General features: G+C 46.7%; 14 protein-coding genes. 2 read left to right on the top strand and 12 right to left on the bottom strand.

The features are described from left to right. Positions 1 to 6: 6 nt before the first annotated feature. Both ppk2 and CRO03_RS00450 read right to left on the bottom strand, forming a co-directional pair. Positions 7 to 1,128, bottom strand: coding sequence for a polyphosphate kinase 2 (gene ppk2 / locus CRO03_RS00455; RefSeq protein WP_170948904.1), 1,122 nt, complete (start codon positions 1,126 to 1,128; stop codon positions 7 to 9). Between the two features lie 77 nt (positions 1,129 to 1,205). Beyond that, positions 1,206 to 1,925 carry an SGNH/GDSL hydrolase family protein gene (locus tag CRO03_RS00450; protein WP_097109624.1) on the bottom strand — a complete coding sequence of 240 codons (720 nt, stop codon included), beginning with the start codon at positions 1,923 to 1,925 and terminating at the stop codon, positions 1,206 to 1,208. Between the two features lie 185 nt (positions 1,926 to 2,110). Here CRO03_RS00450 and CRO03_RS00445 point away from each other — a divergent pair, with 185 nt between their 5' ends. Further along, the gene (locus CRO03_RS00445; RefSeq protein ID WP_097109623.1) at positions 2,111 to 3,502 is read left to right on the top strand and encodes an MFS transporter; all 1,392 of its coding nucleotides are present in this window, start codon (positions 2,111 to 2,113) and stop codon (positions 3,500 to 3,502) included. 294 nt (positions 3,503 to 3,796) lie between these two features. Then, complete coding sequence (locus CRO03_RS00440; protein WP_170948903.1) at positions 3,797 to 4,360, top strand: CIA30 family protein; 564 nt, start codon at positions 3,797 to 3,799, stop codon at positions 4,358 to 4,360. A gap of 18 nt (positions 4,361 to 4,378) precedes the next feature. Here CRO03_RS00440 and CRO03_RS00435 read toward each other — a convergent pair whose 3' ends face one another. The 10 genes from CRO03_RS00435 to gyrA form a co-directional block, all read right to left on the bottom strand. Then, a complete protein-coding gene (locus CRO03_RS00435; protein ID WP_097109621.1) occupies positions 4,379 to 6,103 on the bottom strand; it encodes a potassium/proton antiporter in 1,725 nt (574 codons plus the stop codon). A 24-nt stretch (positions 6,104 to 6,127) separates the two neighbouring features. Then, on the bottom strand, positions 6,128 to 6,838 hold the full coding sequence (pyrF, locus tag CRO03_RS00430; protein WP_097109620.1) for an orotidine-5'-phosphate decarboxylase: 711 nt from the start codon (positions 6,836 to 6,838) through the stop codon (positions 6,128 to 6,130). A gap of 27 nt (positions 6,839 to 6,865) precedes the next feature. Beyond that, positions 6,866 to 7,942 carry an N-acetylglucosaminyl transferase gene (locus tag CRO03_RS00425; protein ID WP_245861360.1) on the bottom strand — a complete coding sequence of 359 codons (1,077 nt, stop codon included), beginning with the start codon at positions 7,940 to 7,942 and terminating at the stop codon, positions 6,866 to 6,868. A gap of 59 nt (positions 7,943 to 8,001) precedes the next feature. Then, on the bottom strand, positions 8,002 to 8,244 hold the full coding sequence (locus tag CRO03_RS00420; protein WP_097109618.1) for a LapA family protein: 243 nt from the start codon (positions 8,242 to 8,244) through the stop codon (positions 8,002 to 8,004). Between the two features lie 37 nt (positions 8,245 to 8,281). Beyond that, a complete protein-coding gene (ihfB, locus tag CRO03_RS00415; protein ID WP_019674263.1) occupies positions 8,282 to 8,566 on the bottom strand; it encodes an integration host factor subunit beta in 285 nt (94 codons plus the stop codon). A 62-nt stretch (positions 8,567 to 8,628) separates the two neighbouring features. Further along, positions 8,629 to 10,308 carry a 30S ribosomal protein S1 gene (gene rpsA, locus CRO03_RS00410; RefSeq protein WP_170948902.1) on the bottom strand — a complete coding sequence of 560 codons (1,680 nt, stop codon included), beginning with the start codon at positions 10,306 to 10,308 and terminating at the stop codon, positions 8,629 to 8,631. A 107-nt stretch (positions 10,309 to 10,415) separates the two neighbouring features. Continuing rightward, positions 10,416 to 11,108 (bottom strand): (d)CMP kinase, encoded by a 693-nt coding sequence (gene cmk / locus CRO03_RS00405; RefSeq protein ID WP_097109616.1) that lies wholly within the window; start codon positions 11,106 to 11,108, stop codon positions 10,416 to 10,418. Between the two features lie 150 nt (positions 11,109 to 11,258). After that, positions 11,259 to 12,539, bottom strand: a complete 1,281-nt coding sequence (gene aroA / locus CRO03_RS00400) for a 3-phosphoshikimate 1-carboxyvinyltransferase (protein WP_097109615.1) — start codon at positions 12,537 to 12,539, stop codon at positions 11,259 to 11,261. Then, on the bottom strand, positions 12,536 to 13,633 hold the full coding sequence (serC, locus tag CRO03_RS00395; RefSeq protein ID WP_097109614.1) for a 3-phosphoserine/phosphohydroxythreonine transaminase: 1,098 nt from the start codon (positions 13,631 to 13,633) through the stop codon (positions 12,536 to 12,538). Before serC ends, aroA begins: the two co-directional genes overlap by 4 nt. Before the next feature lie 86 nt (positions 13,634 to 13,719). Then, positions 13,720 to 16,395, bottom strand: a complete 2,676-nt coding sequence (gyrA, locus tag CRO03_RS00390) for a DNA topoisomerase (ATP-hydrolyzing) subunit A (protein WP_097109613.1) — start codon at positions 16,393 to 16,395, stop codon at positions 13,720 to 13,722. Positions 16,396 to 16,483 lie beyond the last annotated feature (88 nt).

Below are 16,483 nucleotides of genomic sequence, written 5' to 3'. Positions count from 1 at the left end.
TTAGTATTAGTTACCAACGGTCACGCCACCAATAATCAATGGGTCAAGTGTTCCCAAGCGCTTAAGATCTTTATTGGCATAATGAAATTGCTGCAATACATAGCGCATCGCATTTAAGCGGGCACGTTTCTTACAATCAGATTTAATCACTATCCAGGGCGCATGTTGACTGTTGGTTTTGGCAAACATCGCGTCTTTTGCGTTGGTATAGTCATCCCAGCGGTCAAGTGAGGCCCGGTCAATCGGGCTTAATTTCCACTGTTTAAGCGGGTGTGATTCACGCTCCAGAAAACGTCTTTTTTGCTCTGCACGGCTGACTGAAAACCAAAACTTAATCAGATGGATCCCCGAGTCAGTAAGACTTTTCTCAAAATCAGGTACCTGCTGCATAAAGTTATGGTATTGCTGTTCGGTACAAAAATTCATTACCCGCTCCACCCCGGCGCGGTTGTACCAGGAGCGGTCAAACAGGACAATTTCGCCGGCCGTAGGTAAATGCTGAACGTAGCGCTGAAAATACCACTGTCCCTGTTCAACATGCGTCGGTTTTTCCAAAGCTACCACTCGCGCACCACGAGGGTTAAGGTGTTCCATAAAGCGTTTAATGGTACCACCTTTGCCGGCGGCATCACGTCCTTCAAACAGCACAACCAGACGGGTGCCGGTATCCTTAAGCCAGTGTTGCAGCTTTAATAACTCAACCTGTAAATCATATTTCTGCTTTTCATAAGTTTTACGCTGCAAGCGGTTTTTATAAGGGTAGGGGCTGTCACTGTCATTGGCAAAGCGCTCAGTATCAAGCTCAACGCTATTCGTTGCTTGTTTGTTCAGATGCTCCAGTCGCAAAGACTTACCGAGCAACGCGATATCATCTGGTGATGCACCTTGTAAAATTGCTCTGAACTGTGCGCTAAAACCGGCAATAGTTTCAGCATCGGCATCATCAACACTGCGACTAATAATATCTTCCAGCACTACTTCTAATGACTGCTGCCCAGCAAGCATCCGCTGTTTAACAGTAGTTTGAGCAATTGCAGCAGGGGTAAGCTCTTTCAAAACGCCTGTATCAGCAAGGGATTGCTGTTTTTCAGATGTGATGGGCGGCTGCTTAGGTTCAGTTTTGACCATTAATCTTTCCTGTTTATCAGCTGCAAAAAAAACCAGCAAACGTCAACACGTCATAGTATAGATAAGTCGAGTTTTCATTATTTACTAAGGATAGCTTGCGCTAACATCTGTGCCCAGATGCCGCTACCTTTGGCTGAGGGATGAAAGCCATCTGCTGCCAGCAGATCGGTTGTTAAAGGAGTCTCGCTATTAACCATTTGTGCTTTTGGCCAGTGCTTTAATTCGGCAGCCAAAGCCTGGTTAAGTATACTGGCTTTTAAACCTAGCCAATAATTAAGGGGCGAGGGCAAGGCAGTGAAATCCTGCATCGGAGGTATGGCGCTAAATAGCACGTAAGGATTTGTAAAATCAGTGGCCAGTCTGGTTAATAATGCTCTGATCTGCTGTTTAAACTCAGCCTTGCTGCGACGTGCAGTAACATCATTTACGCCAATTGACACCACGACCACATCTAGCCGGTAAACCGCATTATTATGGGCATAAAGCTGGTGTAATAAGTTGTTTAACCCAATGCTATCAAGCCCGGTTTTCGCGGCTAGCTGCCAGTTCACCTGGTACTGCTTTGCCAGTAACTCAACTAATTGCCCGGAAAAAGCCTGTTGTTGCTGCTCAATACCCACACCCGCAGCGGCCGAATCACCACATATCAATAAGCGGAGCGATTCGCCGTTGCCCAACATACCACTGCGCCGCCCGGCAGCTTCAGGCAAGCGCAATGCTAATTTGCATACCCGCTTACCTTGCCACCATAACAAAGGCCAGCAGAGCAGGGTTAAAAGTAGCCATCTTATGGTCATCAGTTAGGATTTAAGCCTTAACAGCCCGCTCCATCAAAGTATAGTAATCACCATATCATGTATTTTGATTTTAGGATAAATGACGTTTTATTTTAGCTATAATCGATATTTATCCATGTACTTGAACTGTTCCTTGGGTATGATCGCAAACTAATTTTGTCATAAGGATTTTTCCTCTTTTGCCAGTGCCAGAAAATTCCAGTAAAAACGCTGCGGTCGCCAAATTCGCCTTAATTATTGTCTGTCTGGGCTCCATTATTGGGCCTCTGGGAATGGCTTCTGTAAATATTGCGATTCCAGATTTGGCAGCTGATTTACAGGCAAATGCCAAGATGGTCTCGTGGCTACCGACACTATTTATCTTGAGCAGTGTAATCTTCATGCTGCCTGCTGGAAAATTAGCAGACAACTATGGAAGAAAGCGCATCTATTCTTACGGCCTGGCCTTAAACGCCTTCTCTTCTTTTATGTGTGGAGTTGGCTCCAGCATTGAGTGGATCCTGTTTTGGCGATTTGTACAAGGAGCTGCAGCGTCGATGATATTTGGTACTGGTGTTGCAATCATTACATCAGTTACCCCTTCTTACAAAAGGGGGGCAGCGTTAGGGATCACTGCAGCATGTATTTATGTTGGATTGACCATTGCGCCAGCAGTTGGAGGCTGGCTTACGGAACTGTGGGGCTGGCGCTCGGTGTTTTTCTTTCAGGTACCGATCGTCCTTGCACTTCTACTGTTAATTAAAATGCGCCTGACCGGTGAATGGAAGAATGATGAGAAAACTAAATACGATTGGTGGGGAACTGGTATTTTTGCATTATTCTCTGCAACCTTAGTTTACGGTTTAAGCATATTACCCAACAATTTGGGATGGGGGATGCTAGGACTATCTGCTATCAGTTTAGCGCTGTTCATCTTGCATCAGAGTCGAAGTCATCGGCCGCTTATTCGGGTACAAATGTTTCGCGAGAGCAGAGTGTTCTCTATGTCATTGACTACGTCACTGTTGATGTATGCCAGTAATTTTCCGCTGGTTTTTCTGATGAGTTTATATTTGCAATATGTAAAAGGCCTGAGTCCTTCCCATGCTGGGCAGGTTTTATTGGTTCAGGCCTTCTCGATGGCTATAATGGCCCCGTTGTCTGGCAAGCTAGCCGACAGATTCCAGCCAAGGCTGGTGGCTACTTTGGGTTGTGTAATTGTTGCTTGTGGATTACTGGTATTGAGCTTTATGAACACAGCAACCAGTGTGGCTTATATTGCCAGTTCGCTGCTACTGATTGGTATCGGATTTGGCTTATTTTCTACGCCTAACAACAACGCTATTATGGGAGACGCTAGGCCTCAAGAAGTAGGGGTGGCTTCTGCTTCGATGAATCTTGCACGAACGATAGGCAATCTTTTAGGAATGAGTCTGGTAAACCTTATGGTGCATTACTATTTAGGTAACGCACAATTTACTCCAGGGCAAAACCCCGCACTTATTAAGACGGTTGAGATGGCACTCAATATGTCTCTTGCATTTGTTGTAGTAGCCTGTGGAATATCAGTTTTGCGTGGTAAGTCGAGAGCAGCGTAAACTGGACAAAGTAAACTTTTAAATTCAGTGCGAGAAAAAAATTCTTTTAAAAAAACGGCAGCTAATAATCCAATTTAACATAATATACATTAGCGGCTATATATTAAGGCCAGTTAATATTAGCTGATTTAAAGTTAATACCAAGGCCAGCTGACTCTGTGTTCGATCTGAAGCCTTCCCTTAAGCGTATAAAAATTAATTACCGGAACTGCCTAATACCGGTTTAAAGTTTCGGAGGTTATCATGCGAGTTTATCTAATCTATGTTCTGTTCACGTTATCTGGAGTCCTTACAATGAATGCTGAGTCTGAGCCTTTAGAACAACCGGCAACAGCATTAATGCCAGGTACAGTAGCGCTGGAGTTTTACAACCCGGAGCACTTTAGTCTGGTGCAACTGGTGCACGATACTGTTATGGGCGGACGTTCTGAAGGTTCAGTAAAAGCAGTATCAGAGCCTGCAGGCCTGCGCTTCTTTGGTAACTTATCACTGGCAAACAATGGTGGTTTTGCTTCTGCTGAATTCAAGCTCGCAAAAGCACTAGCTCCTCATATTTACCGAAGTATTAAGCTAAACATTGCAGCTGATGGCAGACAATATCAGTTAAGATTGAAAACGCCCTATATCCCGCAAGGTGTAGCCTATGTTGCTGACTTTAACAGCACTAAAGATAAGCAAAGTTACTATTTTACACCCGCTGATTTTAATGGTCGCTATCGTGGCCGGCTGGTGACTAATCTGCCAGAACTCAGGCTTGCCGATGTTAGCCATGTCAGCGTAATGCTGGCAGACCAGACCAGCGGCGCTTTTAGTATTGTGTTGTACTCAATCAGCTTATCACCGGCACAAGCCATATAGTGGCTCTAATTTAAAAAATCAGGGTTCAAGTGCCTTAATACCAACCTGAATTATAAGGCCATTTTCATCAAGTTCCCTTACCGTCAGCACTAATTGGTCAAGCCTGACCTGGTCACCTATTACCACACGGCGGTGAAACCGCTCGCTGATATAGGATGACAAGCTCTGCTGCTTGTTTTGATCAGCCATATTGATGGTATAAAACGCATCTAAGTCTGCAAGGCTTACTTCGCCATTTAGTACGAAGTCACCAAAGAAGTTACTGTTACTTAAGCCTGAACTGTCTGCATCACTGGCCAGTACTTCACTTATTTTCTTCACGTCTTTCAGCTTTGCCAATACCATTACCGTATCACGGCTGTTAAATACCGGTTCTTTGTCAGGTAACTGCCATTCGCCATCCCGGATAATGCCGAGAAACTGTACTGATACGCTAAACTTTAAATCCTGCCAACAAACACCGCGGATTGGTGACTGTTCTTCAACATTAAAAGCTAATACCTCCATTACATCTTTGCTGGGGATTGCGTCCAGCGGCATGGCCTGATCCGGTTCTAATTCGCCCGGTACTTCAAGTTTTAACCAGCGGGCTACAGGTACCAGCGTCCAACCTTGCAGAACCAATGATACAATCACAACGACAAAGGCTACGTCGAAATATAGATGTTCGTTCGGAACCCCGGCCAACCAGGGAAATAACGCCAGAATAATCGGCACGGCGCCACGTAAACCAACCCAGCTGATAAAAACCTGGTCTTTAATAGGAAAGCGGAATGGAATTAAACTGACTAGCACGGCAAGTGGCCGGGCAATAAATATTAAAATGCCCGCCAGAATTAACGCATCAATTAAATGCTCTTTCAGATTACTGGGAACGACAAGCAAACCCAACATCAGAAACATACTTATCTGACTTATCCAGGCTAAGCCATCATGCATTCGAAGGATATGAATAATTTGCGGCAGTCTGGCATTACCTACCAGATAGCCCATTAAATACACGGCCAAAAAACCGCTACCACCAAAGCTGTTGGTAATGGCATAGATAAAAATACTACTGGCTACAGCCAGTAAAGGGAAAAAAGCGAAACTTAACGGCAATTTCCGACATAAAAATACGAATACCCGCCCTGCTCCGTACCCCATGGCGCCGCCAACCACAGCCTGCTGCAAAAATGATATTAATACTATCCAGTCCAGCTTGGCGTCCTGGGCTAATACACTTACCAAAGTCAGTGTCAGCATTACTGCCATCGGGTCATTACTACCCGACTCAATTTCCAGGGTCGAGGCGACTCGCTGTTTAATTCTAAGCCGTTGCGATTGGAATATTGAAAAAACCGCAGCAGCATCGGTAGAGCTTAAAATTGCGCCTAACAGCAGTCCTTCGACGAAAGAAAGGTTTAGCAAATAAGCGGCAGATACCCCCACTACCCCACAGGTAATGACAACGCCCAGCGTCGCCAGCATTGATGCTGGTGCTAATGCCACCCGGAAACGTTCCGGATGAGTACGCATACCACCGTCAAATAAGATAATAACTAAGGCAATAGAGCCTATCAGAAACGCGGTTTGTGGGTCATCAAACTGAATGCCGACAATGCCATCTTCGCCGGCTATCATACCGATGATGAGAAAGATAAGCAGCATAGGCGCACCTAAGCGCGCCGATATTAGTGTGGCAATAATACTGACGAAAAATAATAAGCCGCCAATCAAAATAGAGAGGTTTATCGCATCCAAAAAAACCTCCTGTCGTTATAAATACTAGGCTCTGGCGTTGATAACTTCGTTTACCACAGTCTGTAATGCCACTAATGGCGACGTTGCCTGAGTGATTGGCCGGCCAATCACCAGATAATCTACTCCGGCTTTAATTGCCGCCGCCGGTGTCATAATCCGCTTCTGATCATCAGCGCTGCTACTAGCAGGGCGGATCCCAGGGGTAACTAATTGAAAATTATTACCAAATTGCTGTTTTAATGCAACCGCTTCCTGTGCAGAACATACTACGCCATCTAAACCACTTGCGGCAGCCAACCCGGCGAGTTTCTGCACTTGTTGTGCCGGGCTAAGTGTAATACCCAGCTCAGTTAAATCGCTTTGTTCCATACTGGTCAGCACGGTCACCGCAATAAGTTTTGGTTTATTAATGCCGTAGCGCGCTATTGCTTCCCGGGCAGCGGTCATCATTTTACTTCCGCCACTGGCATGGACGTTAACCATCCAAACCCCAAGATCAGCAGCTGCCTGTACCGCTTTGGCTACCGTGTTCGGTATATCATGAAATTTCAGATCGAGAAAAACTTCAAAATTTCGTTGTTGCAACTCAGTGACAAAAGCCGGACCAAAATGAGTAAACATTTCCTTGCCAACCTTCAAACGACATAAAGCCGGGTCAAGTTGTGCCACTAAATTAAGTGCTTCAGTTTGATTGGCATAGTCAAGCGCAACAACAACAGGCGTGTTACAAGACATCGATATTCCTTATGCACAGGTAAATTACTAACGGCCGTCAATACCAGTAATTGGCTCTACGGTTTCCCATTGCTGACAAGATGGACATAACCAGTATTGTTGACGGGTCTTAAAACCGCAATTGCGGCAACTATACAACACTTTATTAGCCAGGTAGGCTTGTACCAGCTCTTCCACTGAAAAAAGCGCTTCTGCCGCGGCAGTGGATTGATGCTGTCGTACCTGTAACAATTTTTGAAAAAGACGAATACTGGGTTGCTGCTGCAATTTGTCCAGTAAAAACTGTTCAGCTGCCTTTGGCGAGCCATGCTCTGCCAACCAGTCTGCCAGTAAGCCACTAGCTGTTACATTGTGTTGCTTATTCGCCAGCTGGCTGAGTAGCTGATACCATTGATCACCGTTGAAGTCACACTGTTGTAACAGCGGCAATACTTCAGCACTCCATTGCGGCTTTTGTTTGATGATACTGAGTAGTGGCACCTTTGCCTGCTCACTCTGCTCTTGCGCCAGATAAAATTTGGCCTGGGCAAAGCGCGGGCGGATAGCCAGCGGGCTACTATCAACTAACTGCTGTAAACGTTTAACATCGGGCTGGTCTTGCATTGCCTCCACGGCCATATTTGCCAGCGCAATTTTTAAGGATCGGGACTGGCTGTTATTGACTTCTTCTTCCAGCGCTAACGCTTTATGCCAGTCATGACTGGCGGTGAAAATACTAAATAATTGTTTTAATGCCGGTTCACGCCAACGGGTGGTATTAACCAACGGCGTGGCAAGACTTTCAGCCCGGTCATATAAACCGGCAGAAAAGTAATCCTTTGCGAGTTCGTACTGAATTTGCTGAGCTTGGGGTTTTGCTAACTTCAGCTGATGTAGCTTTTCATGAATACGTATAGCTTTGTCCCAATCGCCTTTACGCCGGAACAAGTTTGCCAGGGCCAAATAAGTTTCGATAGTGGCTGCTTCAATATCCAGCAGCTCCAATAACTGCTCAATTGCTTTGTCTTCTTGATCAGTCAGTAAAAAGTTAAGACCGGAAGAGAGATTACGGGTAACGCTGGCGCGATCTTTGAGTTCAGTATGTTTAACGCTATTTCTACCCATAAACCAACCGTAAGCAGCAGCAACAGGGAGCAACAAAAATAGCAATTCCAACATAAAAGTCAGGTTTTCTCTGCGGAAGGTTTAAGCCAGTTTTTAGTGCGTCGGGCCATACTTAACCAGGCAGCAATTATTAATCCTAACAGTACGCCGGTTATTAGGAAAATAATGGCAATATCAACAACGCGTAATTGCAGCTTTACGACAAGAAAGTGAATATCGGTAAGCTGTTGGTTAATAGCACCAAACACAAAACCTACTACCAGAAAAGCAATAATCAGTATCAGATACAGTAATCTGCTCAAAAGACTCTCCGTGTACTGCAATTGACCTGATTAGGGATCAGGTATTATCTTTTACCCGATCGCGTAATTCTTTTCCTGGCTTAAAGTGTGGGACGTATTTACCGTCTAACTCAACTTTGTCACCGGTTTTCGGATTGCGACCAATACGGGGAGCACGATAGTGCAGCGAAAAACTGCCAAAACCGCGAATTTCGATACGTTCATTCGATGACAGTGACTGGGCCATCTGTTCCAGAATTTCTTTAACAGATGCTTCGACATCCTTGACTTGAATATGCGGGAAATCGGTTGCTAATTTTTCAATCAATTCAGACTTGGTCATAGACCCTCCTGCAAAACCCAAATGATAAAGCAAGGGGCAGATGCCCCCTGCTTTGCTAGCAATTAATCCTGCTTCTGAGCAGCTTTAAATGCTTCGGCCATAGCATTACCACCGAAGTCAGCTTCTTGCTGCTTGGTATTAACGGTATCCATAGCTTCTTTTTCTTCAGCTTCGAATTTCGCTTTGATTGACAGGCTGATTACGCGGTTTTTGCGATCAACACCCATTAAACGAGCTTCAACTTCTTCGCCTACTTTCAGTACTGTTGAGGCATCTTCTATCCGCTCACGCGCGATATCAGAAACCCGGATGTAACCTTCTACAGCACCTTCTAACATTACAGCAGCGCCTTTAGCGTCAACGGCAGTAACTTCACCTTTAACGATAGCACCTTTTTTGTTGTCAGCAAGGTAACCATTGAACGGATCTTCATCCAGTTGTTTGATACCTAAAGAAATACGCTCGCGCTCTGGGTCAACTTGTAACACAACTGCGTGTACTTCGTCGCCTTTCTTAAACTCACGTACCGCTTCTTCGCCAGTAGCGTTCCAGCTGATATCTGATAAGTGAACCAGGCCGTCAATGCCGCCATCTAAGCCGATAAAGATACCGAAGTCAGTGATTGACTTGATCTTACCGCTTACGCGATCATTTTTGTTAAAGCCTTTAGCAAACTCTTCCCAAGGGTTAGCTTTACACTGTTTCAGGCCTAAAGAAATACGACGACGCTCTTCGTCAATTTCTAATACCATTACTTCAACAGAGTCACCTAAGTTAACCACTTTAGATGGGTGAATGTTTTTGTTAGTCCAGTCCATTTCTGAAACGTGAACCAGACCTTCAACGCCTTCTTCGATTTCCACGAAGCAGCCGTAGTCAGTTAAGTTGGTTACGCGACCAGTGATGCGGGCACCTTCTGGGTAACGTGAGGCGATAGCGGCCCATGGATCTTCACCCATTTGCTTCAGACCTAATGAAACACGTTGCTTCTCGCGGTCAAATTTCAGTACTTTTACTGGAATTTCGTCGCCAACATTAACAATTTCACTTGGGTGCTTAACGCGCTTCCATGCCATATCAGTGATATGCAGTAAGCCGTCTACGCCACCTAAATCTACGAAAGCACCGTAGTCAGTAAGGTTCTTAACGATACCTTTCACTTCCATGCCTTCTTCTAAAGTTTCTAACAGCTGATCACGTTCCTGGCTGCTTTCTGACTCGATCACCGCACGACGTGATACAACCACGTTGTTACGCTTCTGATCCAGCTTGATAACTTTGAATTCAAGTTCTTTGTTTTCCAGGTGTAAGGTGTCACGTACCGGACGCACATCTACTAATGAACCTGGCAGGAAGGCACGAATACCGTCGACTTCAACCGTAAAACCACCTTTGACTTTACCGGTAATAACACCGATAACAGTTTCTTTATCTTCGCAAGCTTTTTCCAGGCGAACCCAGGCCTCATGGCGCTTAGCTTTTTCACGAGATAACAAGGTCTCACCGAAACCATCTTCAATAGCATCTAACGCTACATCAATGATATCACCAACGCTAACTTCGATTTCACCGCTTAGCGATTTGAACTGCTCAACAGGGATCGCAGCTTCTGATTTAAGACCGGCGTCAACCATAACAACGTCTTTCAGAACAGCAACAACGGTACCTTTAACAATGGCACCCGGGCGGGTTTCGATGGTCTTGAGGCTTTCCTCAAATAATTGTGCAAAATTTTCAGTCATAGTCACTTTTTCAGTTAAGTGCTCCACTTCGCATCATGCGTTATGGGGTTGCTAAGTTTACCAGCAACAATCCTTGTTACCGGCTGTCCAAAATGCAGTTGTGGTATTTAGCCCACATTCAGCAGCGCATTGCTGTTGATGTGGTTAAGTACCTCTTCCAACACTTGTTCAATGGGTTTATTGGTCGAATCCAGCATATAAGCGTCGGTAGCAGGTTTTAAAGGCGCTGCTGCCCGGTTCATATCGCGCTCATCACGCGCCCGGATTTCGTTCAAAAGGTCGCCGATATTAACATCCACACCCTTTTGTTTCAACTCTAAATATCTACGGTTGGCGCGTTCTGCAGGGTCAGCTGTTAAAAATATTTTAACTTGGGCCTGTGGGAACACCACAGTGCCCATGTCGCGGCCATCAGCTACCAGGCCAGGTGCCTCTGCAAACGCCCTCTGCCGGCGTAACAGTGCTTCGCGTACCCGTGGTAAAGACGCTATCTTAGACGCTTCATCGGCTACTTCCTGAGTGCGAATAGTGTGCGAGACGTTTTCGCCTTCCAGTGTTACCTTGGTATTGCCCTGTTCATCTGCACTGAACTGCACATCCAGGTGCGCTGCCAGCGGCTGTAATGCTTCTTCGTCATCAGCAGCAATTTGATGATGCATCGCAGCCAGTGCCAGCACCCGGTAGATAGCGCCACTGTCAAGTAATTGCCATCCTAACTTCTGAGCCAGCAAACGGCTTAAGGTGCCTTTACCTGAGCCTCCCGGGCCATCAATGGTAATTACTGGTGCATGTTGCGGCATCCTACCTCCTAAAGAGCATTAATTTGCTAACTCAAATTTTTAAACCGCCATATTATACAGGTTTTTGCGACAAAAGCTGTGTTTAGTTGCGATAAAGATGCTGGCTAAGACGCAGCCAGGATGACTGCGTCAGTTGTAAGAAGAGATATTTCAGGCTTGCAGGCTTTGAAACAGGGCAAAATAGCCAGGGAAAGTTTTTGCTGTACAATCTGGATCTTCAATGGTGACCGGCGTATCGCCCAGCGCAACCAACGAAAAACACATTGCCATTCTATGGTCGTTATAGGTAGCAATGCTGGCATGCTTTAATTGCGCAGGTGGCGTGACTTTAAGGTAATCATGTCCCTCTTCCACTGTGGCCCCAACCTTTCTGAGCTCGGCAGCCATCGCGGACAACCGGTCGGTCTCTTTAACCCGCCAGTTATAGACATTACGGATAACGGTCGGCCCTTTGGCAAATAATGCGGTAGTGGCGATGGTCATAGCCGCATCAGGAATAGCGTTATAATCACGATCTATGCCGGCCAGTGTGTTACGCGTTACTTTAATATAGTCGTCGCCCCATTCCACGTTGGCGCCCATCGCTTCCAGAGCATCGGCAAAATGAATATCGCCCTGTACAGCATGTTTACCAATACCCGTCACTGTAATGCTGCCACCTTTAATGGCCGCGGCTGCCAGAAAATAAGAAGCCGAGGAAGCATCCCCCTCCACCAGCCAGTTGCCTGGGGATCGATACTGCTGATTGCCGCGGATAATAAAACGCTGGTAATCATTATTCTGCACAGTCACCCCAAAGCGTTGCATCAGCGCCAGAGTGATATCAATATAGGGTTTGGATACCAGCTCACCGATAATTTCAATATCGCTATCGCCGTCGAGTAACGGCGCTACCATTAAAATCGCGGTTAAAAACTGGCTGGAAATGCTGCCGTCTATCTGAACTTTTCCTCCTTGCAGCGCTTTGCCTTTGATTCGCAATGGTGGAAAGCCGTCGTTGTCCAGATAGCGAATATCGGCCTGCAACTGCTGCAGCGCTTCAACTAAATGACCAATCGGTCGCTCGTACATTCGCGGCTCACCTGTCAAGGTGACATCAACGTTAGAGGCGGCCAATGCAGCGGTTAATGGCCGCATTGCTGTACCGGCGTTACCAAGGAACATTGTAATAGCCTTGGGCTGCTTAAACAGGCCGCCCACCCCATGCACTGCGCACTTGGTGCGACAGGCTGACAACTGATAACTGACACCTAATGCCGTTAATGCATTGAGCATATGCCGGACATCATCACTGTCCAGTAAGTTGGAAATGTCAGTCGTACCTTCAGCCAGCGCTGCCAGTAACAGGACCCGGTTAGAAATACTTTTGGAGCCCGGTAAATGCACTTCGCCCGCCACTTTAGCAATGGGTTCTATGGTTAATGTTTTCATCCGTTTACCCGCTCAAATTCCTGCATAAAGCTAACCAGTGTCTGCACGCCTTCAAGTGGCATCGCGTTGTAAATACTGGCCCGCATGCCACCGACCATCCGGTGACCTTTTAAGGCAAGCAAGCCGTGCAACTGTGCCTGCTCAACGAACATATCGTTCAGGCGCTCGTCGGCTAAGAAGAAAGGTATATTCATCCACGAGCGACAGGCTTTAGCGACGTCATTACTGTAAAAGTCACTTTTATCAATATAATCATAGAGTAAACTGGCTTTAATTTGGTTACGCGTTGCCATTTCGGTTACGCCACCCTGCTGTTTCAGCCACTTAAACACCAGGCCTGCCAGATACCAGGCAAAGGTTGGCGGTGTATTAAACATGCTGTCGTTTTCTGCTGCCAGCCGGTAATCCAGCACTGCCGGAATAGCAGCGCCTGCCACTGGCAGCAGATCTTCCCGTACGATTGCCAGGGTTAAACCTGATGGGCCGATATTTTTCTGAGCTCCGGCATAAATAACCCCGTAGCGACTAACATCAATCGGGCGCGATAAAATGGTTGACGATAAGTCAGCCACGATTGGCGCGTTGGTTTGCGGCAGGTCAGTGAATTCGATGCCATCTACTGTTTCATTCGGGCAACAATGCACGAAGGCAGCGTTTTTGCTGAGATGCCACTGCTCAGGTCCAGTAATCGTCCGCAGGCCCTCTGCCGTTTTTTGGCGAATATCCAATACGCTCAGGTTACCGTATTTATGCCCTTCCTCTACTGCTGCCTTAGACCAGGCACCGGAAATCACATAATCGGCACCACTTTTGCCGGAGTTAGTCTCTGCGTTAAACAAATTAAGTGGTACAGCGGAAAACTGACCCCGGCCACCACCATGCATAAACAGCACTTTGTAATTAGCTGGAATATTCAGTAAATCGCGTAAGTCTTGTTCGGCCTCTGCCGCTACCTTAATAAACGGCTTGCTGCGATGACTGATTTCCATTACCGAGCAACCCTGCTGTTGCCAGTTGATAAACTCCTGCTGCGCTTGTTGCATCACTGCCGTTGGCAACATGGCCGGGCCGGCACAAAAATTAAAGGTGGTCATGTATTACTACTCTCAACTATTTAAATCAGTAATTCTTAAAAATCAGCTAAAAAAAACGAGCGCTACTGCGCCCGTTTTCGGATGAATTATGACTGCTCAGTATCGTTGTCCTGAGCCAGCTGGCTGTCCTGCAGATCCGTGCCGGGAATATCAGCACTGTCAGCGCTGGCTGTCGCGTCTGCCGCGTCTGCCGCGACTACTTCACCCTCAACATCATGAGGCAGGTCTTGCTCCTGAATCTCATCGACTTTCGCTACCCCAACCACTTTCTCCTGTTCCTGAGTGCGGATCAGAATAACGCCCTGGGTGTTACGGCCTACTTCAGAAACTTCTTTTACCCGGGTCCGTACCAGGGTGCCACGGTTTGAAATCATCATAATTTCATCCGTTTCACTGACCTGTACTGCGCCAACAACCAGACCATTACGCTCAGATACTTTAATTGACACCACGCCCTGAGTTGCCCGGCTCTTGGCTGGGTACTCGGTTAACGCCGTCCGTTTACCATAACCATTTTCGGTTACTGTCAGTACGGCACCATCGCCTTTCGGAATGATCAGTGAAACCACTGAACCACCCTCACGTAAGCGGATACCACGAACACCGGTAGCAGTACGGCCCATGCCACGAACCTGATCTTCGGTAAAGCGTACGACTTTACCATCATCTGAGAACAGCATAATTTCATTGCTGCCATCAGTAATGTCAACGCCAATAAGGTGATCGCCCTCATTCAGATTTACGGCAATAATACCGTTTGCCCGCGGCCGCGAGTAATCGGTAAGCGCAGTTTTCTTCACAGTACCGTTAGCGGTCGCCATAAACACGTATTTACCTTCTTCATACTCTCGAACCGGTAAAATAGCGTTAATTCGCTCGCCCTGCTCCAGTGGCAGCAGGTTGACGATGGGCTTACCTCGCGCAGTGCGGCTGGCCAGTGGCAACTGATAAACTTTCATCCAGTACAACCGGCCGCGATTAGAGAAACACAGAATGGTGTCATGGGTACTGGCAACCAGCAGTTTATCGACAAAGTCTTCGTCTTTAACCGTGGTGGCTGCTTTACCTTTACCGCCGCGGCGCTGGGCTTCATAGTCAGACAATGGCTGATACTTGGCATAACCAAGGTGTGACAGGGTTACGACCACATCTTCTTCGGTAATTAAGTCTTCCATATTGATATCCAGCATATTGTCCTGGATATCGGTGCGCCGGGCATCACCATACTGGGCTTTTGCCGCTTCTAACTCTTCGCAAATTACTTCCATTAACCGTTCAGGACTACCCAGAATATGCAGCAATTCGGCGATTAACTCTAACAGCTGTTTGTATTCGTCCAGAATTTTTTCATGCTCTAAGCCGGTAAGCTTGTGCAGACGTAAATCCAGAATGGCCTGAGCTTGCTGCTCCGTTAAGAAATACAGATTATCGCGAATACCAAAATGCTCTTCCAGCCACTCTGGCCGGGCAGCATCTTTGCCCGCACGCTCTAACATGGTACTGACATCGCCTAACTGCCAGCCGCGCTCAACCAGGCCCGCTTTCGCTTCCGCCGGGCTGGCTGAGGTTTTAATCAGCTCAATAATTTCATCAATGTTGGCCAGTGCTATCGCCAGGCCTTCCAGGATATGGGCGCGGTCCCGTGCTTTACGTAAGTCGTAAACAGTACGGCGGGTTACCACTTCACGGCGGTGCAGGACAAAGCATTCCAGCATTTGCTTTAAGCTAAGCAACTTAGGCTGGCCGTCGTCCAGTGCTACCATGTTAATACCAAACACCGTTTGCATCTGAGTGTTAGAATACAACTGGTTCAGCATGACATCTGACGACTCACCACGTTTCAGCTCGATAACAATCCGCATACCGTCTTTATCAGACTCATCGCGCAGCGCTGAAATACCTTCAATCCGTTTTTCTTTTACCAGCTCGGCAATTTTTTCAATTAAGCGGGCTTTGTTAACCTGGTACGGCAATTCGTTAACGATAATGGTCTCGCGACCGGTTTTCTCGTCAGTCTCGATACAGGTTTTGCTGCGGATATATACCTTGCCACGACCGGTACGATACGCTTCTTCAATGCCTTTTCGACCATTAATAATGGCTGCAGTCGGGAAGTCCGGGCCTGGAATGAATTGCATTAATTCATGCAGTTCAATATCCGGGTTAGCAATTAATGCCAGACAGCCATCGATAACTTCATTTAAGTTATGCGGCGGAATATTGGTGGCCATGCCCACGGCGATACCGGAGGAGCCGTTAATCAATAAATTTGGGATCTTAGTAGGTAATACTGCCGGGATTTGCTCAGTGCCATCATAGTTAGGCACAAAATCGACCGTTTCTTTATCAAGATCGGCCAATAATTCATGGGCAATGCGGGCCATTCTGACTTCGGTGTAACGCATTGCTGCTGCAGAGTCGCCATCGATAGAACCGAAGTTACCCTGACCATCAACCAACATATAACGCAATGAAAACGGCTGAGCCATCCGGACGATAGTGTCGTATACCGCACTGTCACCATGCGGGTGGTATTTACCAATAACGTCACCCACTACCCGGGCCGACTTTTTATAGGCCTTGTTCCAGTCATTGCCTAACTCTTTCATGGCAAACAGAACGCGACGGTGAACAGGCTTTAAACCGTCCCTTACATCGGGTAAAGCCCGGCCAACAATTACGCTCATAGCGTAATCGAGGTAGGAGTTTTTTAATTCCTCTTCGATATTAATCGGAACTATTTCTTTGGCCAGATCTGTCATAAAACGCTAATTTCCCTTAAATCAGATAGATAACTCGCTTTTTTCGATGTTATAGAGCGCGAGACAACGCAGGATTCTACCACATAAA

The organism is Arsukibacterium tuosuense, assembly GCF_900215315.1.
Classification (GTDB): domain Bacteria; phylum Pseudomonadota; class Gammaproteobacteria; order Enterobacterales; family Alteromonadaceae; genus Alishewanella; species Alishewanella tuosuense.
This window is presented reverse-complemented; position numbering and strand designations above follow the sequence as displayed.